Consider the following 18927-nt stretch of genomic DNA (forward strand, 5'->3'; position numbering starts at 1 on the left):
ACCTCCATCAATTTTCATTATTATTCGAGAAATTATAGCGCCAATCGACGCTATTAGAGGATAATGAAAATATCCCGCCAGCCTGTAGCCTGTCCATAACAGGCTTATTTTTTTCGATACTAATTACTCTCTGCGTCCAGTCACGATAAAAGGATTCTTCATGTGATACAAGTAATACCGTTCCTACGAAAGCCATAAGGGCTGTTTTCAAAGCCTCTTTTGCCTGTACATCTAAATGGTTTGTAGGCTCGTCCATAATTAGAAAATTACAGGGAGTTAGTGTAAGCAGACACATTTTTACCTTTGCCTGTTCTCCACCGCTTAATGTTCCTATAGCCTGCATAGCGTGTTTACTGGAAATCCCACATCGTGCCAAATGTTTGCGGACATCTTTTGTCACCATATTGGGATAAGCATTGGCAACAATTTGAATAGGCGTCAATTCAGGTTCTTGCCACTCTAAATCCTGTTCAAAATATCCGATAGTAACCTGATCGGAAAATTTGAAATGGCCCTGTATAGATGGAATTTCCCCAATCAGGGTTTTTAGCAGTGTCGATTTTCCAATTCCATTGAATCCAGTAATAACAACTTTTTGTCCTCCCTTAATGCTAAATTCAATATTTGATAAGACGGGGTAATGGTAGCCAACTGCCAGATGCTTCACTAATAAGTGTTCTGTGTCGGTTAAAGGAAGTACGGGAAAATGGAAGTGCGGAATAATTTCTTTTTGGTCTAAGGCTTCCATTTTGTCCATCCGGTCAAGCTGCTTTTGCCGTCCCTGCGCCATTTTTGCTTTTCTGCCCGCTATGTTCTTCCGTATAAATTCCTCTGTCTTTTTAATTTCCTTTTGCTGGGCCGCATATTGCCGTACATAATCTTCCCGCAGCAGGGTTTTCTTCCGCAGAAATTCGGAATATGTGCCGTAGTATTTTGTAATCGTGTCATTGTCTATATCACAAATGCGGTTCGCTATCTTATCCAGAAAATTGAAATCATGGGAAACCACTAAAAAAGCATTTTCCAAAGTAGATAAATATTCCGCCAGCCATGTTACATGGTCTTTGTCAAGGAAATTGGTCGGCTCGTCCAGCAATAGAACATCCGGCTTTTCCAGCAGTAATTTTGCTAAAATCACTTTTGCTCGCTGACCGCCGCTCATTTCAGCAATCGGACGGTCAAGGCCAATCGCAAGAAGTCCTAACCCATTGGCGACACGCTCAATAGCGGTATCTATCGAATAAAAGTCATGGGCTTCAAGCTGTTCCTGATAACGGGCGGCCATTTCAAGGCTTTTCATATCGCCGCCAGCAGCTTTTTCATAGAGCTCCATTGCCTGTGCCTCCATTTCAAATAACTTTGTGAAAGCGGATTTGAGAAATTCTTTCATCGTTAAGGTATGGTCGATTTCCGCATATTGATCCAAATAGCCAATCGTAGTATTTGGTTGCCAGACAATGCGCCCGCTGTCTGGTATGATCTGTTCCGTGCATATTTTGATTAAAGTGCTTTTTCCAGTTCCATTTTGGCCGACAATGCCGATATGCTCTCCTTTATTGAGTGTGAAGCCTGCATTTTTGTATAGCACATTCTCTCCAAAAGAGTGTGTCAGTCCGTCAATTTCTAATAAGCTCATGTTTATCAAACCTTTCCTGTATATTCTCTGATACAAAAGAAAAAGGCAGAAAGCAAAGATACACAAATGTATCTGCCTTCTGCCTCTGGCATAGCAGCGCCAAAAACAAAAGGCTATGGACAAAACATTGTCCATAGCCTCATACACATTATAACTGCATGGGAAGCCGCTTTCTAAAAATGGGTACAAAATCCCCCTTGATGGCTTCCCGATGAAATCTAAATGCGTCGTTTATACGCTATACTCTGCACAATGTTTCATCGGTATGGATTGTACAGAGTTGATTTTCTTTTTACGCTGATCGGTTAAATGAAAGTTCATATTCATGCTGTATCTCCTTTTGAGAGGTGTAATCCTATTTTTCTTTGATTGTGCTTGTTTGTTCAGCAAGCGTAATACTGACATCACAAGCAATATAGAAAAAGCATAGCATTGAGTTTCACTTTTGGCAAGGCAGAAAAGGTCAACAAAGTATTGCAGTTAAAGGCTTTTATGACAATTATCTCTCATACTGCACAATGCAAAACTGAACAAATGAGTTTCGGTTTATTTGCCCTTAATTCTCTTTGTATTTTGTGGATAGGCATAACAACTTTATACTATTGTATTACTGTTTATTTAAGGGGTATCATCAGAAGTTCCCAGATAATCCAGAATTGACTTTTAGGAATAGGATATATAAAATATAGGTTAATCCATTAAAATCAATCTGGGGTCAATCTGGTTAATCTGAGGATTATATATAAAAAGGACCTCAAGAAAATAGTCGGAAAAATAAGGAAAAAAGTTTATTTTGCCTATGTACTTTCAGAAAATAATGTGGTATAATATATACAGGTCGGAAAAGACCAGTTAATTTAATATTTTGAATGCTTAGAGAAGCAAAGTTACCTTTAGACGAGGTTTAACTGGCTTCTCTTTTTTGTTGCCTAAAATCAAAAGGAAAGGAACAAGGAAAATGGATAACAAAACAAATAAGCATGAATTTGCGTGTAATGCTGGTAAGGTTACCGAGTACGAAGTTAAGGAACATATTGACACTATCATGGTGGGCTTTCGTGGATTCTCAAAGGAAGTGTCGATTGTAAAGTGGAACGACAAGAAGCCTGTGTTTGATATTAGAGCATGGCGAGTATCTGACAGAGATGGATTGCAATATCCTTTGCGTGGTATCACTTTCTCTAAGGAAGAGTTTATCAAGTTAAGGGAAATCTTGAACAGCATTGATGTGAATTGCATTGATGAATATATGTGAGCAAAGAATGTGAGGTATTGGATATGAACGGAGCAAAGACTGACGAAAGAAATTATTATGCTGAAAGCTACATTGCTTTAATCGAAGCAATTATCAAGGAAACAGCTTCAATAATCAAAGACATAAAGAAAGCAATGGGCGAGGTGTGAAAATGGGAAAGAAAAAATTACAAGGTGCTGACGGAATCAACTTCCAAATGCAACTTACAATAAAAGGCTTGGAAACCGTAACATTTCCAAAGGAAACTCTAACAAATGAATCTGGCAAAGATATTGCATGGATTGAGTGCTTAGGCGGTAAAGTCTCTGCTTATGTGAATCTGCCACACGCAGTAAGACCAAACAACATTCAACCATTTCAATTATCTGATTGCATTCAGATAGATTTGATTAGTGATAAGGTTATCGAATACATGAAAGCATACTTAAAAAAGCACATGAAAGGTAATTACTCCAACGAGATATTAAAGCAGTTGAATGTGTCAAGCATGGAGTGCAACATTACTATTAAATGTGTGGGCAAATGCAAACCGAAAGATGTAATCAATCTGTTTGAGAAATCAGTTGACAAAACTTTTATTGCGCAGGAAGCAAGGGACAAAAAGAAAACCTTTCGTAAGGACCAAGACAGCATTATATACAGAAAAGACCATTATTACCGTTTGAAAGTTTACAACAAGTCTAAGGAACAAAATGATAAAGGAAATCCGTTAGTGGAAAGCAACCTTATTCGTGTTGAGTTTGTATTCTTAGAACGAATGCTCGATAGTATGTATGCCGATAGAATGTCATTAGAGGATATTCTCACAAGAAAGTCTTTACGAAAGCTAATCGACCAATACCAAGAAACATTTACTGATATATGCGAAAAGAACATTAAACCTATGCTGAATGGTTGTGTGCAAGAGGTGTTTGAATGTTTGACGACCTCTAACTCTGGTAAAGAAATTAGTGAAACTTTATACAAATGCAAGGAATGTATTGTTGATGTTGAGGTGCTACGCAAGGCATTGAAAAAATGGTATGCGTTTAAGAAACAGGGCGACAGGTCAAAACAGGTCATTGCATATTATCGTGAAAACAATTTTGGTATGCCAGAAGATGTAATACGAACCGTAAAGCAAATGCACAATTCATTATAAAAGAGGGCTTCTAAGGTACTAATAATTGGTACCCTGCGACCCCAAAATCAAGAAAGTGCAAAACTCAAAATCTATGTGTAAAACAGCATTTATGAGTGTATAAAAGCCATTATTTGATGTGTTTGAGCAAATTAAGAATTTCAAAAAGTGTCTATAAAGTAGACAGATACACAAACAGATAACAGTACATTAACAATAAGGGGGTGTTCACTAATGCAGGTAGAACGCATATCAGCAGACATTACATTGAAGCACAAACCCAGAACAGGAACACAGGCTTACAATATGCTGATTGAATCTCTCAAAGCAGAGATACAGGAAAAACAAGAGATTTTATCTCATCTCTCACAGGACAAAGTAAAACAGAAATTCATAGAGAACTGGAATCCTACAACAAGGAGCGTGAACATCTATGATATGTAGGAAGGAGTGATTTTCTATGCCTTATGCTAAAGGACAAAGCGGTAATCCAAAAGGCAGGCCAAAGCAAACCGCAGAGCAGAAATCACAAAAGGAGCAATTTCAGAGGTTGCTTAAATCTTCTACCGTTGAAGCTCTGCAAAGCATAATTCAGATTGCCAATGACAGATACAACAAGGACCGATTCAATGCTTGTAAGTACATCATTGACAAGGCTTATGGTGCAAATACTGCTTTTCTTTTAGACGGTACAGAAGATACTGCTCCTACTGTGATTAGGATTGTTCCATACGGTAAAGAAAACGAGGACTGGGACGAAGACGACTGGGAAGATGAATGGAACAATGCCCCAGATGAAAACGAGGTAGACGAATAATGGTTAAGATTACAAACGGAACAGTTACCACAGAGGTAACGCAAGGTGCGTATGACTTATATTACAAAGAGCAAGGATTTGTGACTGTGTCAGACGAGAACGAAAATATCGAATGGGAGGAAGAAGAAAATGGCTAAAGTCAATACTATTGCAAATAACGGACTGACTATCATTGAGAACTACAATAAACTGCTTGAACAGTTCAGAAAAACAAAGACCATTGATGATGTGCGTATTCTGGTTGCAAATGTCAGAGATTTTATTTCTGTGTATAAGCGTGTTGATAAGAACATGGTAAATGAAATCTATGAAAAGCTCCAGGGCAAACTTCACGATATGGTTGCTGAAAATGCTTTTGTGTATGACCGTATGAATAACAGGGTTGAGGAAATCCGCAATCGTGGTTATGACTATGCAAATGAAAAGGACGATACACAGGCAGTACAGAGCAAAGCACTTCAGCTTATGTCTCAGATGCCTAAGGTAATGAACAGCAACCATGCAAACCGTATTACTAAGGTTTTGACGGATTCTATCAATTCTGGTGTTGTCGGTAGCAAGGCTGTTCTGGAACTGCTTAAATATCCCGCTTATGCTGATATGGTATCTGTAAAGATTAGGGAGCGTGCTTTTGAGGGTAGTAAATCTTCTGCTGAACAGGCTTTTGACAGATTGAAAGAATCTGAATTGAAAGAGGCTGAACAGGGACTTGCTTCTGTGTATATGCAGGGCTTTCATCTTAGAAACATTGAAAAACAGGTCAATGCGTTTAAGAAGCCTTCTGCATGGAGTCCAAACGAAGAGACAGCATAAAGGATAATCCCAGAATAACACAGGATAATCCAGATTGAATCAGAAGTCATAAGGTAATGTATTCCTATTGTATAGGATAAAAGTTCACCAGAAGTCAACAGAGAACCTCTGGGGATAAACATAAAATTGAGAATAAAATAAATCGGTCACTAAAGAATAGTCCAGTTGTCCAGACGGAGCAAACACAAAACATGGACAACAATACAATAGTTCAGATGAATTTGTATTCGTGTCCCTAATCGAAAGGGAGAATACAAAATGGCAAAGAAAAATAACACAAACAATACGAACACTTTACCAGAGCAGGAATTTAACTTTATTGTATCAGATGTACGCATCCCTCGTATGGTGCCTTTACAGACTCTTGCAGATGAATCTGGTATTTCATATAAAGCACTTTGGTTGATGTGCAAACAGAACAAAATCGTGCATATTAAGTCCGGTAATAAGTTTCTTGTGAATGTAGATAAATTCATTGAGTTTCTCAATACCGGCGAAACGGAGGTTGAGAGCAATGACGGAGACAGCAACACAGCATAAAAACAATGTCGAATGGGGACAGGCAAAGGGATTTTCAAAATATCTCATTTCTACTGACGGACAGGTTTACAGCCTAAAACGTGACAGGCTTTTACCACAAGGATATACACAAAGAGGATATAAACAAGTTGATGTGTGTAATGATGAGGGTATCAAAAAGCACATGAGAGTTCATAGGCTTGTCTATATGGCTCATAAAGGTGTTATTCCAGAGGGTATGCAAATCAATCACAAGGACGAGAACAAAGCAAATAACTGCATTGATAATCTGGAGCTTATGACAAACAAGGAAAATTCAAGCATGGCACTCGTAATGCACGAATCAGCCAAGCAATGAAAAGATACAGAGCAAAACAGCGTGCAATGGCCGCTTGTTGATGTGGTATCAGAATTTATAAAATTTGATACTATCTCTAAAGGCTTAAAAATAGGGTTCAAAAAGTACAAGATAAAACTTTTGATTATTCTCAAAAAAGAGGTGTACTTTTTGATACCTGCCTGATATTATCAAATCAGAAACGAACAGTTGTTCGGCAAAGAAATGAGGTGTTCAGATGAACGATAAGTTTAAGAATGACAAGCTAAAGTTTGAACTTATCAGAAACGCTGATTTGGTGTGTACGGATTGCCTATACAAATATGATGATACGAATATGCCATGCAATGTTTCTAAATGTGAGATGTATGAAGAAAAGCCCTCTACCGTTATTGATGGTGGAAACTGCGATTTATACGATAAGGGGGTGTCGGAATGAAATATGTAGCTTATCACAGGACAAGCACAAAGGACCAGCACTTAGACAGAGGAATTGCAGAACTTACCAAGTATTGCAAAACACATAATATCCAGTTGTATAAAAGCAAAGTTTATACAGACCAGAGAACAGGTAAAGACTTTGACAGGCCACGATATATTATGTTGAAAGAGGAAATCCTTGAAAGTGGTGATGTGCTGATCGTCACAGAACTTGACCGATTAGGGCGAAATAAGGAAGCCACACTAAAGGAATTACGATTCTTTAAGGACAACGGTATTCGTGTTATGGTGTTAGAATTGCCCACAACATTGATTGACCTATCAGCTATGGAAAACTCAATGGCTCGTATGATGTTAGAGACTATCAATAATATGATGATTGAGTTGTATGCAAGCATGGCACAGGTTGAAATTGAGAAAAGAGAGAAAAGACAGCGAGAAGGCATTGAACAGAAAAAGGCTCGTGGAGAATGGGACGATTATGGCAGGCCAAGAGTTATGGACCTTGAAGAATTTGCTACCCACTATCGCTTAGTACAGCAAGGGGAAAAGAAACCATTTGAGCTTATGCGTGAATTAGGCATGACAAAACCTACCTTTTATCGTTACAAAAATCAAATTGAGAAAGGGTGTTAAATATGGCATCAGTCAACAGAGTTGAATATAAAAGCGGTAGAGTTGTCTATCGTATAGTAATCTGTATGGGTTACGATAATAAGGGTAAGAAACTGGTTAAGAATCTTACATATTCGGTTAATCAGTCAGCAACACCCAAACAACAAGAACGAGAAGCGAAGAAGTATGCCATGGATATGGAAGATAAATTAAAATATGGCTATGACTTCAACGCAGAAAAAATGTCATTTGAAGATTTTGCATACAAATGGCTTGAGAGTGTTAAAGATAACATTGCTTATGGTACTTATGCAGGATATAAACAGGCATTAGAAAGCCGAATCATTCCCTACTTTAAGGGATATAAGGTAGCTCATATCAAAACACCACACATTGAAGCCTTTTATAGAACTCTGGTTGATGACTATGCAACAGGTACCATAAAGAGATTTGCTAATGTGTTGAATCTGATTTTTAAGACAGCCAAGCGTTACAGCATGATTGAAAACAATCCTTGCCAAGACGCACAAAAGCCCAAAAGAAAAGACGAGGACGAGGGCTTAAAGTTCTTTACTCCAAAGCAAGCATTGATGTTTATGAAATCTCTGGATATGTCATACGAGGTAACCTACAAAGGCCATCAGCGTATTGATGATACAGGTAAACCATACTATGTGAATGAGTACACAGAATCCTATACTGTGCCTACACAATATAAGGTGTTCTTCACTCTCTCATTATTCTGTGGATTCAGAAAAGGCGAAACACTTGCTTTGCATTGGAATGACATTGATTTTAAGGAGAAGAAAATCTCTATTTCAAAGTCTGTGGGTATGACGGAAAACGGATTTGATTATAAAGAGCCTAAGACAAAGAAATCTGTCAGAAAGGTATCTATTCCAGATGATGTAATCCCACTTTTGAAGCAGTATCACTTTGAGTACATACAGACACGATTTAGTCATGGTACTGCATGGCAAGGCGATTTGAGCAATGGCGGTAATCTGTTCATTCAAGCAGACGGAAAACTTATGGGGCATACAACACCTTATCAGTATTTCACAAAGCATTTACACCGCTATAATGAATGGGTGCAGAATAATCCAGACAAAGCAAAGGCCGAGGGATTAGAGGAATTACCGATTATTCCGCTTCATGGGTTGAGACATTCATGTGCTACCCTGCTCAATTATCTGGAAGTCAACATCATTGAAATATCAAAGACATTAGGCCATTCAACCTGTTCCACTACAATGAACATCTATGCTCATAGCTTTGAGGAACAGCAAGAGGAAGTAGCAACAAAGGTAAATGAGTTCTTACGATTGAACGCATAAATAATTGAGAGCCAGAGGAAAAAATCCAAAGGCTCTCATTTAGTCATCATTCATCTTTCAATTCCATGTGGTCAAGGGCATATTGTAAAGCCATGCTGATTAGTTCATTACGAGAACGATTCGTTTTAGCTGCTAAATCGTTATATTCCTCTTGCAAGGCTCTATCTATGCGTATCGTCATGGTGACAGATTTATCTTCTTTGGGTGTTACGATAAATTTCTCCATAATGCAATTCCTCCATTGGTTTTGATTACATTATAGTATTGACAAGAGGTGCAAAACTATGACACAATAGTGAGTTAAAATTATACTGTACTTTTGTGTTACACTCTGCTATAATGCTAATATCAACCAAACTTGGAGGTATGGCATTATGAAAGATAAATCAACCAAAAGCAATGTCAAGAAACCGATTTTCAAGAAGTGGTGGTTTTGGGTAATTATTGTTGTTATTCTGGCCGCTATCTTTGGAAACACAGGAGCAAAGAACGGTGTTGAGGACGGAGCAAAAGACGCTATCAGTTCAACAGAACAGCAAGCAACATCTGACAAATTCGTTGAAGATGTGAAAACCGCTATTTCTGGTGCTATTGACAGTGACAATGAAGCAATCACAGATGTTGCGTTGAAAGACAAAGATTTGTGTGTAACAGTTGATTTGAGTAAAGCTGACCCCAGCCCTCTTACAATAGAGGACTTGGCAATCTCTCGTACAAGTTCAATCACAGACGCTATACTTGAATTTACTGATTACGACAGTCAATGGAACACGATAACAGTTGATTTTGGAGATGTTGGCAAGGTCGTATGTGACAAAGACAGCATAAAAGAAAACGAAGCAGGTGGACGATACTTCCCATCAGAAATCTTTACATTAAAATAAGTGGAGAAAACAAAGAGAGCCTTGACAGGAACAACAACCAGTCAAGGCTTTTCTTTATACTATCGTAATACTAAACTTACGGCGTGATATGGTGTGATAGACCGAGTTAGGGAAAGTAGAAATCCCAAAAAGGTAATACGGGTATCACTTATGGAGAGTTATGGAGAGATAGGGCGAGTGCCTGTTAATTTTTCTTTTAATATTCGCTCGGTTGTCAAGGGAGATCAGGCCACCATCCAGTTGGGAAACGACCTCTGTTGGCCCAGCTCCGTTGCCCCCGACCAAAGCATCAATGTATCCGGCGAATTTAAGAGCCTTCAGTATACCCACTACTCCCCCAGTTTTGTGGAGACCAAACTGCTGGATGAAGATGGGAATAGATTTGGCGAAGGGAACACCATTCCCGACGGTGCGGTGGTGACAGTACAGGCGAAGGTAAAAAATGCCAATACCGCTGCCGGTAGCGAGGTGGTTTACGCCCATCTGAAACAGGTGGACAAAGAGGATGCGCAGTACGGCAAATACCCCACGGCAGGGTTGGAAGCTTTGCAGGGCGCCGCCCAAAAGGTGACGGTGGACGGCGTTGAAGTGAGCGGGGTCAACATTGTTGGGGTGGATGCAAATGGGGACGGGGTCGACGACGGCATCCCCTTCACCTGTTCGCCCGCCGAGACGGTCATCACCTACCGCGCCATGGTGCAGAACACAGAGGGGAAAGCGGTGACCATCGGCCAGATGATGGTGGACGACTTTTTCCAGTCCAAGCGGTATTCGGGGGCGGAACTGATTTCCGCGGTCCCCCTGGTGCCCTACGACCCGGAGAAGCCGGCGGCAGAGCAGGGGACGGCGGGAAAGGACTACCACTACACCCGCACCCCGGCCAACGAAAACGGCTGGAACGCCGGCCCGGTGGAGATCGCCTTCTACCCCGACCAGTTCAACCAGTTCCTCGTCAAAGAGGGGGAATCAGTCGCCGCCACCCTGGATGAGGGCAACCGCAAAACCAGTTACAGCCAGGAGACCGGCGGGACGGAGACGGCCTATCAGGCCAAGAACACCCAGACGGGGGAACTGTCCACCACGGTGGAGGACGCGGTGAAGATCGACGTCACCGCCCCCACCCTCGCCGCCTCGGGGAAAACCCTCACCCTGTCGGACAACCTCTCGGGGGTCTGGAAGGTCGAGCGCTATGACGCCAAGACCGGCCGCTGGACCAGCGCCCAGACCTTCTCTCTCACCGGCGGCAACGGCGCCGCCAGCCAGACTTTTGCCGCCACCCAAAACGGCAAGTACCGGGTACTGGACGCGGCGGGGAATCTCTCCGATCCCCTGGCGGTCACCGTCAACGACCCGCCCTCGGCCAACCCCAGCGATCCCGGCGCCTCCCCCTCCGACCCGGAGAAGACCACCGACGAAACCGGCCTGGTCCACCTCTCCATCCGCGACCGCATCCAGGAGGTCATCGACCGGGAGACCCCCCTCTACGGTGGCCGCTTCACGGCGGAGGACGCCAAGGACCTCTTTGACGGCCGCTACGGCTTCTCCTCCAACCTGCCGGGAAGCAGCGAACTCACCTATTCCTACGCCATCTCCCAGGGCGGCAAGGACGTCACCGGCGAGGGGGTGGACACCACCCGGCCCGGCGCCTTCACCGTCACCTGCGTGGTGACCGACGCCGAGGGCAACACCACTACGGTGGTGCTCACCGACACCCTCGTTGACCGAGACGCCCCGCCCACAGTGGCCTGGGGCGAGAACCCCAACCCGCCGGTGGGCCCCTCTTTTGACCCGTTAAAGCCCCTCCCCCAGCCGGCGGTGAAGGACGACCCGGAGACCGGGAGAAAACACGCCCATGTGTACGACGCCGTCACCGAGGTGGTGGGGAGCCCGGCGGCCTATGGTGGCCAGCTGACCCCGGAGATTGCCCAGCAGATTTTGCAGGGCCGCTACCAGTTCGGCAGTGCCCAGGGGGACGGGGTCCTCACCCGCAGCCCGGTCACTGTGACGGTGGACGGGAGGGAGGCGGCCCTCGACACTGCCAAGCCCGGCAGTTGCGTCATCAGCCAGACAGTGACCGACAGCCAGGGCAACCGGACCACCGTCCACCTGACCTATACCCTCTTGGGCAAAGACAGCCCCCCGGCGGTGGAGTACAACCCGGAGGACGAGACCGTAGAGCCGGGCAGTCACCCCGACGGCCCGGAGGTGGTAGAGGACTGGCAGAGCGGCGCCAAGTACGCCACGGTGACAGACCGGCTGGTGCAGGCCATCACCGACCCGCCCCTGTCGGGCGGCTGGCTGGATGGGGCGGAAATCCGCGCCCTGATCGACGGCCGCTACCGCTTCACCTCTGCCCAGCCGGACGGAATACTCAAGGAGACCCGCTTCGCCGTGACCCAAAACGGCAAGGCGGTGGAGGGAATCGACACCGCCTTGCCAGGGGAATACGTCATCGCCTACACCCTGGAGGACTCCTCCGGCAACCGCACCTCCCTCTTTTTGCAGTACGTGCTGGCAGAGAAAACCGCCGGCGGGTCGATCGAGGGGGAGAGCACTGCGCCCGGGGACGGGCAGCCCAACACCGGGGATGCGGGCGCCGGGCTGCTGGGCAGGGAGATGGGCCGGAAAGCCGGTTCCTGCGGCATCCACTGGGGTCTGCTGTCGCTGGCGGCGCTGGCTGCCGGCTACACCCTCTTTCGCAAGGGGCAGTTGGACCGAGAGGAGGAACAAGACCGTGAAACTCTGTGATTTTCTCTTTTTCAGCCTGGTGGCGGGCGGGGGCGTGGCCCTTTTTGCCTTTGCAGGCTGCCGCCTTGACATCCCGGCGCTGCTGGCTCTCGCCGGGGCGGTGTTGCTGGGCAGCGGTTACCTGATCCGCCGCACCCGGCGACGGGACCGGGGAGAGATGTGAACCGGCAATCGCGTCCACCCATCCGATAGAGAGAACAGACACCCTTTTCAGGCCTGAAAAGGGTGTCTGTTTTTGTCGAAAATCGGCGCTTTTCAGAAGATTTTGATAATGGTAAAATAGAATCAGAGAAGACTGTCTACCACTCGAGGGAGGGAAAGTAGGAATCCCTGTCGGGAAAGGCGGCGGAGCAGAACAGATCCCGCACCACGTCGCAGAGGTGGGCGGGATCCAGCTCCTCCTGCTCAAAGAGAGAGGCCAGCCGTGCCACCTGTAAGGGGTCGGGGGAGAAGAGGGGCGTCTCGATTCCGCCCTCCGCCTGTATGCCAAAACGGTTTTTCTCCGGGTTGGAGATGACTGCAAAGCGATGTCTCGGTGTGTTCATAAAAACGTCTCCTTTTCTGCTAACTTGTGCGGCTCCCACACGCCGCCTACCCCATGCTACCAGGAAGGGGGACAAAGTCAATGAAAGGAGGGACTTTTTACAGGAAATGGGCGAAAATTTACCGTGTGCGGATATTTGGGTAGAGGGGGGAGGCCGGGAGCTTTCAGAAAAGCTGCGGTTGCTGAAGGAGCGGGAGGGGTTTACCACCCAGATGCTGGCGGACTACTCGGGCGTTCCCCTGGGGACTCTCAACAAAATTCTCAGCGGGGCGACCAAAGACCCCTCCCTCAAGACGGTGGAGCGGCTGGCCCGACTCTTCGGGCTGCCGATGCGCTACTTCAGCGACGTCTATCCCAGCGGGCAGAGCCGCGCCGCCCTGTTGGAGCAGGAGGTGGAGCAGCCCCTGCTCCTCACCGAGGAGGAGTACCAGCTGATCTGGAGCCTGCGGCGGATCACCGGCAGGGAGCGGCGGATCCTCCTGACCATGGTCAAGACATTTGACACCCTTCACCGCCCCGGCAATCCGAATGAATTGGTGCTGCCCTGCTATCTTCCCACCCGGGCAGAGGGTGGGCGGACGGCGGTGGACTCCATCTCCGTTCGCCACATCTCGGTAAAGGACAATGAAACGGCCCGAGCCGCCGACTTTGCCGTGGTGCTCTACGGCAGCGCCATGGAGCCGGCCTATTACGCCGGGGAGGTGCTGGCGGTTTCCCGCCGCCCGGCCAGACAGGACGAGATCGGCCTTTTTAACCTGGACGGAGAGGGGTATATCCGGCTCTACCAGCGGGTGCGCGGCGGGGTGCGGCTGGCGGCGCTCAACCGGGCTTTTCCCAACGTCGCCGTGGAGGAGGGAAGTCAGTTTAGCTGCCTGGGGACGGTGTTGGGCCGCCTCGATTTGCTGTGAGGGGAACAGAGGCGAGAAGCGCCCGGACAGCTGTCTGTCCGGGCGCTTCTCCCCGCCTTTTAGCGAAAGTAGCTTTTCAGCAGCATCCCGTCCTGGGTGGGATCGTAGTCCCGCCCGCCGCCGTAAAAAATTTGGGGGGCGGTGATGGTTTTGGGTTGGCCCGAGAGGGCCTCGGTCAGCTCTTTTTGCAGTTGCAGACAGGCCACCGAGGTGATGTTGGTCTTGCACTGGCCCGACCAGCGGGCAAACCACTGGGACATCCCCGCCACCGACTGGGCGGTGAGGTAGCGGTCCAGGTATGCCTTAAAGAGGTTCAGGCGCAACGTCTCCTTCTCGTCCCCCTCCAGTTTGGTGTAGCGCAGGTAGCCGGTGAGCTTGTCGCCGCTGAGATCTTGAAGGCCGTAGGGCAGCTTGAAGGTGAGCAGGCCGCTCGTCTCGTTGTAGCGGTAGATGTCCTCGGCCACGCTGAAGGGCAGTTCCCCCACCTCGTCGAGGATGGCGGCCAGGGTCTGATCGGTCAAGTCGGCGTAGTAGTCGATGCGCAGCCCGGTGAGGGCTTGCAGGGCGCTGACGCACTCCATGGCGCCGCCGTAGCCGTAGCACTGTTGCAGGCTGTCCTCTCGGTTGGCAAAGGACACCCTCCAGCAGGGGGGGAGGACGGTCAGGGCCAGCTGCCGCTTGGCCCCGCTTATCCCCACCAGCAAAAAGGCGTCGGGCAGGCTGCGCTCTTCAGGCCGCAGGCAGAGCAGCAGATTGGTGCCCGAGGCGTAGTTTGCCTCCACCACCTGGGCCTGCTTCTCCCGCTCCTCCAAGGCGGGCTTTTGCACCAGCTGCCCAAAGGCGAGGGCAAAGACCGCAATGAGGGCGAGGAAGGTGAGGCTGAAGCTCTGCCAAAAAAGACGGGTGCTGCGTTTCACAGGCCATTTCCCCCTTTCGCTTGTATACAGGGGGAGTATGGCCCGTCCGCCGGGAGGATATGCGGGCGGAGCAGTCCCGGCGCGACTGACCCAAAGTGACAAAAGAGGGGGAGCGCCTTTGTGCAAATGAGACCTTGTTTTTCTTGTAAAAACGTTTTATCATAGAGGCAAATCAATGAAACCCACCTGGCGATTTCTGCAAAGCAGCGGCAGATGTGTAGAGGCCTGTGCTTGAGGGGACAGGCCTTTTAGAGGGACGGATGCAGCGGCTGGCTTGATTTCTGCCGGGGCGGCGAGGAGGAGTACGCTTTGAAGATGGATTTTTTGGAGGACTGCAAGGTGGTCATCCTGGACATGGACGGCACCCTGTACCAGGACGAGGGCTTTATCTCCCGCAACGTGGCCTATCTGGCCGAGGGGACCCGCTGGCAGGGGCGGGAGGACGACATCACCGCCAAGTGCTTTGCGCTCATTCGGGGGCAGATGCCTCTCAAATTGGGGCACTTTTACGAGACCGACGCCAGCCTGCACTGTGAGACGGTGGAGGAGCTGTTTGCCGTGACCCCGGTGGAAAACCGGCGCAGCGACGGCTTTGAAGAGCGGTTTTTTGACCACAACAAGCACTTTACCTACATGGGCGACGCCTGGAGTGTGACCTTCTTCATCGGCGAGCGGATGGGGATCCCCCGCGCCCGGGGGACCGAGTGCTTTTTGAAGGTGCGCGAGGAGATGCTGGAGGGCCCCTATGCCATGCGGCTGCACGAGGACATCAAGGAGGCGGTGGGCCAGGTGACTGCCAGCGGCAAAAAGACCTACATCTTCACCAACACCCAGCAGGTGGGGGCCGAGGGATTTATTCGCAAGCTGGGGCTTTTGGATAAGGTCTACCAGGTGAAGTACGGCACCAACAAGCCCTACGGGCTGGACACCCTGCTGCCCCAGATCCAAAAAGAGACCGGCGTGCGGCCGGAGGAGATGCTCTCCATCGGCGATCACACCTTCAACGACCTCTCGCCCATCAAGAAGTTCGGGGGCAAGACCATCTGCATGTCCCCCTATGAAATTCACGACAACGTGCAGTGGGACGCCCGGCTGACCACCCTTGACCAGCTCTGCGACACCCTGCGCCAGCTGGCCCGCTAAGCGGCAGAAAGGAGAGACGTCATGCATCCCACCATCACCTTTTTCTCGGGCCTCAACACCATCGGCGGCACCCACGTCCTCATCGGCTGTGGGGAGGATGCCATCCTCTTTGACTACGGCGCCCGCCCCTCGGCCCACTACGACTGGCTCAACCCGGCGGTGCACATGGAGCTGCCACGGGGGCTTCGCCAGCACCTGTTGACCCGCAAGGCCCCGCCGGTCTTCCCCCTCTACGACCCGGCTTATTTGGGGGATCTGTCCTATGAAGACGTGATCCAAAACGCCTGGGACGGAATGCAGTTCCCCCGCTACAAGCGGGTGTCGGCCTTTGTCAGCCACATCCACCAAGACCACATGGAGCTGCTGCCCTTTTTGGGGGAGCAGGTGGACCTGTATATGCACAGGGACTCGGTCTCGGTCTATGACGGGGTGGTGGCCAGCGGCGAGTGGTACGGCACCAGGGCAAACATCATCGGTTTGGCCGACGGGGAGGAGCGCCAGCTCGGCGAAGGGCTGCGCATCCAGCTGCGGGAGACCGACCACGACATCGCCGGCGCTTCGGCCCTCCTCGTCACTGCCGGGGGACACAAGATCCTCTACACCGGCGACTGGCGGACCCACGGCCGCCACCGGGACTATGTGGAGCGGCTCTTTGCCGATATGGCCGAGCAGCACCTGGACATGATCATCACCGAGACCACCCAGCTGAAGGAGGAGACCCTCTGGCAAAAGCAGCTGCCCCAGAAGGAGTTGGAGCTGCCCGGCCTCTACCGGGAGATGTTGCGAGAGGCCCAGGGGCTGTGCTACCTGAACATCCTCTGCCGCAACGTGGAGCGGGTGGCGGACTTCATAAAAGTCACCAAGGAGTGCGGCCGCACCCTGGTGCTCGACCGGGCCACCGCCCTGCTCTGGCACACGGCCGCCACCGAGGGGCTGAGCCACCTGGAGGGGGACCCGGTGCTGGAGGAGACCGACGCCATCCGCCTCTTTGAGGGGGAGGACCCCAGCGGCCTGCCCTACAAGACGGTCAGCTTGCAGGAAATCGTCCACCACAAAAGGGACTATGTCTTCTACCTGATCTACCCCAAGACCCCCATCATGGCCGAGCTGGAGCGCACCGGGGAGCAGGGAGTTCCCTCCCACTACTTCCACGCCGACGGCAACCCCCTCTTTGCGGGGGACAAAATCCTGCACGCCTGGCTGGATGACTTTGGGGTGCGCTACCACTTCCACGGCACCTTTGGCCACGCCATTCCCCGGGAGATCACCCGGATGATGAAGCTGGCCGCCCCCAAACTGGTGGCCCCCCTGCACGGCAACCACCCCGAGCTGTTGGACACCGGGGAGATCCCCAAGCTGCTGCCCACCTTTGGCCAGACCTTTGATCTGGACAAACTCTTCTCCTGACGGCGCCTACATAAAAAAGATCGCCCCGCCAAATCCGGCAGGGCGATCCTTTTTTATGTCTCCGTTGTAAACTTTGTGTACTATAAATAGTTTACAGTGGAGGTGGACGGGAAAGGCTGTTTCATCTGTGGATGGAACGGAAGGGGAAATCAATGTATACTTGTTATATAAAATATAGTTTACATTGAGGAGGAATTCCCATGCGTCAACCGTCCAAGACCAGAGAGCTGGTGCTCACCGCCCTGGCCGCAGCTCTCATCTCCCTGCTGGCCCCCCTGTCCGTTCCCCTGCCCTTCACCCCGGTGCCCATCTCCCTGGCGAGCTTTGCGGTCCTTCTCTGCTCGGCCTGTCTGGGCTTTTGGCGGGGGACTGCCGGCACCCTGGTCTACATTGCTGTGGGGCTGGTGGGGCTGCCGGTCTTTGCCGGCTTTACCGGCGGGGCGGACAAACTCTTCGGCCCCACCGGGGGCTACATCGTCGGCTTTGTCTTCTGTGCCGCCGCCACCGGCTGGCTGGTGGACCGGTCTCCGGGAACAGTCTGGCTCTACCCGGTGGCCATGGTGGCAGGGAGCCTGCTCTGCTATGCCTTCGGCAGTCTCTGGCTGGGGATGCAGATGCACCTCTCCTTTGGCCAGGCGCTGCTGACGGGGGTGGTTCCCTTCCTGCCGGGAGACGCGGGGAAGATCGTTGTCGCCTGTCTGGCGGCCTACCCCATCCGCCAGCGGCTGGAAAAGGGCGGTTTCCTGTCGGCCAGAAGCGCCGCAAAATAGCCAAAAGGGAAGGACCCCACCGCGGTGGGGTCCTTCCTCTTTTATATATCCGGTGCAAGGTCACTGCAGCTCCCGCCCCTGCGCGTCAAAGAAGCGGCAGCGGTAGGGGGGCTCGCTTCCGCTCCCGTTGTCGGCGGAGAAGGCCTCCGCGTCGAAAATGAGCATGGGGGTGGTGTCAAAGCCGTCGGCGACGCGACCTGTCCCCATTGTCCCCCCGCTTCGCTCGACGCGGACACAGTCGGGGTTGTCCACCAGCAGCACCAGCCCATTTCGCCACCGGTAGCTGTAACAGCCCGGGGCGCGCCGGGTCAGTTCCCCCTCCTCCAGGGCGGAAAAGATATAGCGGCTGCCGTTTTGATCGAAGCTGACAGGGAAGTAGACGGCCACCTCCCCCTCGCCGACGGCGAGGATCAGGAGGGCCATCCCCCCTGGCGGGCCTGCCCCACTGCCCGCAGGGAGGCGGCTTCCCCCCCCGGTGATGGGGAGGTGAGGGAGGGCCAGGGCCACCATCTCCTCCTGGGTGCTGGCGGTCTTGGCACAGCCCGGCAGCGCCAGACAGAGCAGGGCGATCAACAAAACAGTGGTCTTGCGCATCTTGTTTGTTCCTCTCGCACCCACAAAGGGCGCTTTTTCTCACCGTACCCCACGCCTGGATGGCTGTCAAGACGCGGGGGCAAAAAAGAAAAATCTCCCCTTGACTTGGAGTGGGCTCCAGG

General features: G+C 49.9%; 24 protein-coding genes. 19 read left to right on the forward strand and 5 right to left on the reverse strand.

Going from position 1 to position 18927, the window contains the following annotated elements:
* Window positions 1–7: 7 nt before the first annotated feature.
* Window positions 8–1636 carry an ABC-F family ATP-binding cassette domain-containing protein gene (locus HJY11_RS03825; protein ID WP_024729799.1) on the reverse strand — a complete coding sequence of 543 codons (1629 nt, stop codon included), beginning with the start codon at window positions 1634–1636 and terminating at the stop codon, window positions 8–10.
* Window positions 1637–2594: 958 nt separating this feature from the next.
* On the opposite strand from HJY11_RS03825, the gene HJY11_RS03830 reads away from it, so the two are divergent.
* The 12 genes from HJY11_RS03830 (at window position 2595) to HJY11_RS03880 (ending at window position 8890) form a co-directional block, all read left to right on the forward strand.
* Entirely contained in the window at window positions 2595–2891 is a 297-nt protein-coding gene (locus tag HJY11_RS03830) for a PC4/YdbC family ssDNA-binding protein (RefSeq protein WP_066866686.1), read from the forward strand.
* A 23-nt stretch (window positions 2892–2914) separates the two neighbouring features.
* Window positions 2915–3040 (forward strand): hypothetical protein, encoded by a 126-nt coding sequence (locus tag HJY11_RS15425; protein ID WP_256184603.1) that lies wholly within the window; start codon window positions 2915–2917, stop codon window positions 3038–3040.
* Between the two features lie 2 nt (window positions 3041–3042).
* A complete protein-coding gene (locus HJY11_RS03835; protein ID WP_154429974.1) occupies window positions 3043–4032 on the forward strand; it encodes a hypothetical protein in 990 nt (329 codons plus the stop codon).
* Window positions 4033–4245: 213 nt separating this feature from the next.
* Window positions 4246–4455, forward strand: coding sequence for a hypothetical protein (locus tag HJY11_RS03840; RefSeq protein WP_066866683.1), 210 nt, complete (start codon window positions 4246–4248; stop codon window positions 4453–4455).
* Window positions 4456–4471: 16 nt separating this feature from the next.
* Entirely contained in the window at window positions 4472–4828 is a 357-nt protein-coding gene (locus HJY11_RS03845) for a DUF5681 domain-containing protein (RefSeq protein WP_208074670.1), read from the forward strand.
* Window positions 4828–4965: a hypothetical protein gene (locus HJY11_RS03850; protein WP_208074671.1), complete on the forward strand. Its 138-nt coding sequence runs from the start codon at window positions 4828–4830 to the stop codon at window positions 4963–4965. The genes HJY11_RS03845 and HJY11_RS03850 overlap by 1 nt, the downstream gene beginning before the upstream one ends.
* Window positions 4958–5641, forward strand: a complete 684-nt coding sequence (locus HJY11_RS03855) for a hypothetical protein (protein WP_208074672.1) — start codon at window positions 4958–4960, stop codon at window positions 5639–5641. The genes HJY11_RS03850 and HJY11_RS03855 overlap by 8 nt, the downstream gene beginning before the upstream one ends.
* Window positions 5642–5899: 258 nt before the next feature.
* On the forward strand, window positions 5900–6181 hold the full coding sequence (locus HJY11_RS03860) for a hypothetical protein (protein WP_208074673.1): 282 nt from the start codon (window positions 5900–5902) through the stop codon (window positions 6179–6181).
* Window positions 6156–6518, forward strand: a complete 363-nt coding sequence (locus HJY11_RS03865) for an HNH endonuclease signature motif containing protein (RefSeq protein ID WP_208074674.1) — start codon at window positions 6156–6158, stop codon at window positions 6516–6518. The genes HJY11_RS03860 and HJY11_RS03865 overlap by 26 nt, the downstream gene beginning before the upstream one ends.
* Window positions 6519–6735: 217 nt before the next feature.
* Window positions 6736–6936, forward strand: coding sequence for a hypothetical protein (locus tag HJY11_RS03870; protein ID WP_066866675.1), 201 nt, complete (start codon window positions 6736–6738; stop codon window positions 6934–6936).
* The gene (locus HJY11_RS03875) at window positions 6933–7574 is read left to right on the forward strand and encodes a recombinase family protein (RefSeq protein WP_208074675.1); all 642 of its coding nucleotides are present in this window, start codon (window positions 6933–6935) and stop codon (window positions 7572–7574) included. The genes HJY11_RS03870 and HJY11_RS03875 overlap by 4 nt, the downstream gene beginning before the upstream one ends.
* Window positions 7575–7576: 2 nt before the next feature.
* Window positions 7577–8890, forward strand: coding sequence for a tyrosine-type recombinase/integrase (locus HJY11_RS03880; RefSeq protein WP_208074676.1), 1314 nt, complete (start codon window positions 7577–7579; stop codon window positions 8888–8890).
* Window positions 8891–8936: 46 nt separating this feature from the next.
* On the opposite strand, the gene HJY11_RS03885 is transcribed toward HJY11_RS03880, so the two are convergent.
* Window positions 8937–9116, reverse strand: coding sequence for a hypothetical protein (locus HJY11_RS03885; RefSeq protein ID WP_009532310.1), 180 nt, complete (start codon window positions 9114–9116; stop codon window positions 8937–8939).
* Window positions 9117–9264: 148 nt separating this feature from the next.
* On the opposite strand from HJY11_RS03885, the gene HJY11_RS03890 reads away from it, so the two are divergent.
* From HJY11_RS03890 to HJY11_RS03900, 3 genes are all read left to right on the forward strand, one after another.
* The gene (locus HJY11_RS03890) at window positions 9265–9774 is read left to right on the forward strand and encodes a hypothetical protein (protein WP_208074677.1); all 510 of its coding nucleotides are present in this window, start codon (window positions 9265–9267) and stop codon (window positions 9772–9774) included.
* Window positions 9775–9951: 177 nt separating this feature from the next.
* Window positions 9952–12522 (forward strand): hypothetical protein, encoded by a 2571-nt coding sequence (locus HJY11_RS03895; protein WP_208074678.1) that lies wholly within the window; start codon window positions 9952–9954, stop codon window positions 12520–12522.
* Entirely contained in the window at window positions 12509–12685 is a 177-nt protein-coding gene (locus tag HJY11_RS03900) for a hypothetical protein (protein WP_208074679.1), read from the forward strand. Before HJY11_RS03895 ends, HJY11_RS03900 begins: the two co-directional genes overlap by 14 nt.
* 136 nt (window positions 12686–12821) lie before the next feature.
* Here the strand turns inward: HJY11_RS03900 and HJY11_RS03905 are convergent, their stop codons facing one another.
* A complete protein-coding gene (locus tag HJY11_RS03905; protein ID WP_208074680.1) occupies window positions 12822–13067 on the reverse strand; it encodes a hypothetical protein in 246 nt (81 codons plus the stop codon).
* Between the two features lie 106 nt (window positions 13068–13173).
* Between HJY11_RS03905 and HJY11_RS03910 the strand changes: the two genes are divergently transcribed.
* A complete protein-coding gene (locus HJY11_RS03910) occupies window positions 13174–13974 on the forward strand; it encodes a helix-turn-helix domain-containing protein (protein WP_208074681.1) in 801 nt (266 codons plus the stop codon).
* Between the two features lie 59 nt (window positions 13975–14033).
* Here HJY11_RS03910 and HJY11_RS03915 read toward each other — a convergent pair whose 3' ends face one another.
* Complete coding sequence (locus HJY11_RS03915) at window positions 14034–14891, reverse strand: LCP family glycopolymer transferase (protein WP_208074682.1); 858 nt, start codon at window positions 14889–14891, stop codon at window positions 14034–14036.
* Between the two features lie 315 nt (window positions 14892–15206).
* Here HJY11_RS03915 and HJY11_RS03920 point away from each other — a divergent pair, with 315 nt between their 5' ends.
* The 3 genes from HJY11_RS03920 to HJY11_RS03930 all read left to right on the forward strand — a co-directional run bounded on the left by HJY11_RS03920 (window position 15207) and on the right by HJY11_RS03930 (window position 18211).
* Window positions 15207–16034 (forward strand): HAD family hydrolase, encoded by an 828-nt coding sequence (locus HJY11_RS03920; protein WP_243764183.1) that lies wholly within the window; start codon window positions 15207–15209, stop codon window positions 16032–16034.
* A 21-nt stretch (window positions 16035–16055) separates the two neighbouring features.
* Entirely contained in the window at window positions 16056–17441 is a 1386-nt protein-coding gene (locus HJY11_RS03925) for a hypothetical protein (protein ID WP_208074684.1), read from the forward strand.
* A 200-nt stretch (window positions 17442–17641) separates the two neighbouring features.
* Window positions 17642–18211 carry a biotin transporter BioY gene (locus HJY11_RS03930; RefSeq protein WP_208074685.1) on the forward strand — a complete coding sequence of 190 codons (570 nt, stop codon included), beginning with the start codon at window positions 17642–17644 and terminating at the stop codon, window positions 18209–18211.
* 60 nt (window positions 18212–18271) lie between these two features.
* Here HJY11_RS03930 and HJY11_RS03935 read toward each other — a convergent pair whose 3' ends face one another.
* Window positions 18272–18805: a hypothetical protein gene (locus HJY11_RS03935; RefSeq protein ID WP_208074686.1), complete on the reverse strand. Its 534-nt coding sequence runs from the start codon at window positions 18803–18805 to the stop codon at window positions 18272–18274.
* Window positions 18806–18927 lie beyond the last annotated feature (122 nt).

This window comes from Bittarella massiliensis (ex Durand et al. 2017) (genome assembly GCF_017566145.1).
GTDB lineage: Bacteria > Bacillota > Clostridia > Oscillospirales > Ruminococcaceae > Bittarella > Bittarella massiliensis_A.

What these genes read in the sequence shown, in the direction of transcription:
- HJY11_RS03920 (WP_243764183.1), top strand. Translation starts at nt 15,207, where the DNA reads ATGGATTTTTTGGAGGACTGCAAGGTGGTCATCCTGGACATGGACGGC.
- HJY11_RS03840 (WP_066866683.1), top strand. Translation starts at nt 4,246, where the DNA reads ATGCAGGTAGAACGCATATCAGCAGACATTACATTGAAGCACAAACCC.
- HJY11_RS03910 (WP_208074681.1), top strand. Translation starts at nt 13,174, where the DNA reads ATGGGCGAAAATTTACCGTGTGCGGATATTTGGGTAGAGGGGGGAGGC.
- HJY11_RS03890 (WP_208074677.1), top strand. Translation starts at nt 9,265, where the DNA reads ATGAAAGATAAATCAACCAAAAGCAATGTCAAGAAACCGATTTTCAAG.
- HJY11_RS03825 (WP_024729799.1), bottom strand. Translation starts at nt 1,636, where the DNA reads ATGAGCTTATTAGAAATTGACGGACTGACACACTCTTTTGGAGAGAAT.
- HJY11_RS03865 (WP_208074674.1), top strand. Translation starts at nt 6,156, where the DNA reads ATGACGGAGACAGCAACACAGCATAAAAACAATGTCGAATGGGGACAG.
- HJY11_RS03860 (WP_208074673.1), top strand. Translation starts at nt 5,900, where the DNA reads ATGGCAAAGAAAAATAACACAAACAATACGAACACTTTACCAGAGCAG.
- HJY11_RS03875 (WP_208074675.1), top strand. Translation starts at nt 6,933, where the DNA reads ATGAAATATGTAGCTTATCACAGGACAAGCACAAAGGACCAGCACTTA.
- HJY11_RS03870 (WP_066866675.1), top strand. Translation starts at nt 6,736, where the DNA reads ATGAACGATAAGTTTAAGAATGACAAGCTAAAGTTTGAACTTATCAGA.
- HJY11_RS03880 (WP_208074676.1), top strand. Translation starts at nt 7,577, where the DNA reads ATGGCATCAGTCAACAGAGTTGAATATAAAAGCGGTAGAGTTGTCTAT.
- HJY11_RS03930 (WP_208074685.1), top strand. Translation starts at nt 17,642, where the DNA reads ATGCGTCAACCGTCCAAGACCAGAGAGCTGGTGCTCACCGCCCTGGCC.
- HJY11_RS15425 (WP_256184603.1), top strand. Translation starts at nt 2,915, where the DNA reads ATGAACGGAGCAAAGACTGACGAAAGAAATTATTATGCTGAAAGCTAC.
- HJY11_RS03845 (WP_208074670.1), top strand. Translation starts at nt 4,472, where the DNA reads ATGCCTTATGCTAAAGGACAAAGCGGTAATCCAAAAGGCAGGCCAAAG.
- HJY11_RS03830 (WP_066866686.1), top strand. Translation starts at nt 2,595, where the DNA reads ATGGATAACAAAACAAATAAGCATGAATTTGCGTGTAATGCTGGTAAG.
- HJY11_RS03835 (WP_154429974.1), top strand. Translation starts at nt 3,043, where the DNA reads ATGGGAAAGAAAAAATTACAAGGTGCTGACGGAATCAACTTCCAAATG.
- HJY11_RS03885 (WP_009532310.1), bottom strand. Translation starts at nt 9,116, where the DNA reads ATGGAGAAATTTATCGTAACACCCAAAGAAGATAAATCTGTCACCATG.
- HJY11_RS03925 (WP_208074684.1), top strand. Translation starts at nt 16,056, where the DNA reads ATGCATCCCACCATCACCTTTTTCTCGGGCCTCAACACCATCGGCGGC.
- HJY11_RS03905 (WP_208074680.1), bottom strand. Translation starts at nt 13,067, where the DNA reads ATGAACACACCGAGACATCGCTTTGCAGTCATCTCCAACCCGGAGAAA.
- HJY11_RS03855 (WP_208074672.1), top strand. Translation starts at nt 4,958, where the DNA reads ATGGCTAAAGTCAATACTATTGCAAATAACGGACTGACTATCATTGAG.
- HJY11_RS03850 (WP_208074671.1), top strand. Translation starts at nt 4,828, where the DNA reads ATGGTTAAGATTACAAACGGAACAGTTACCACAGAGGTAACGCAAGGT.
- HJY11_RS03935 (WP_208074686.1), bottom strand. Translation starts at nt 18,805, where the DNA reads ATGCGCAAGACCACTGTTTTGTTGATCGCCCTGCTCTGTCTGGCGCTG.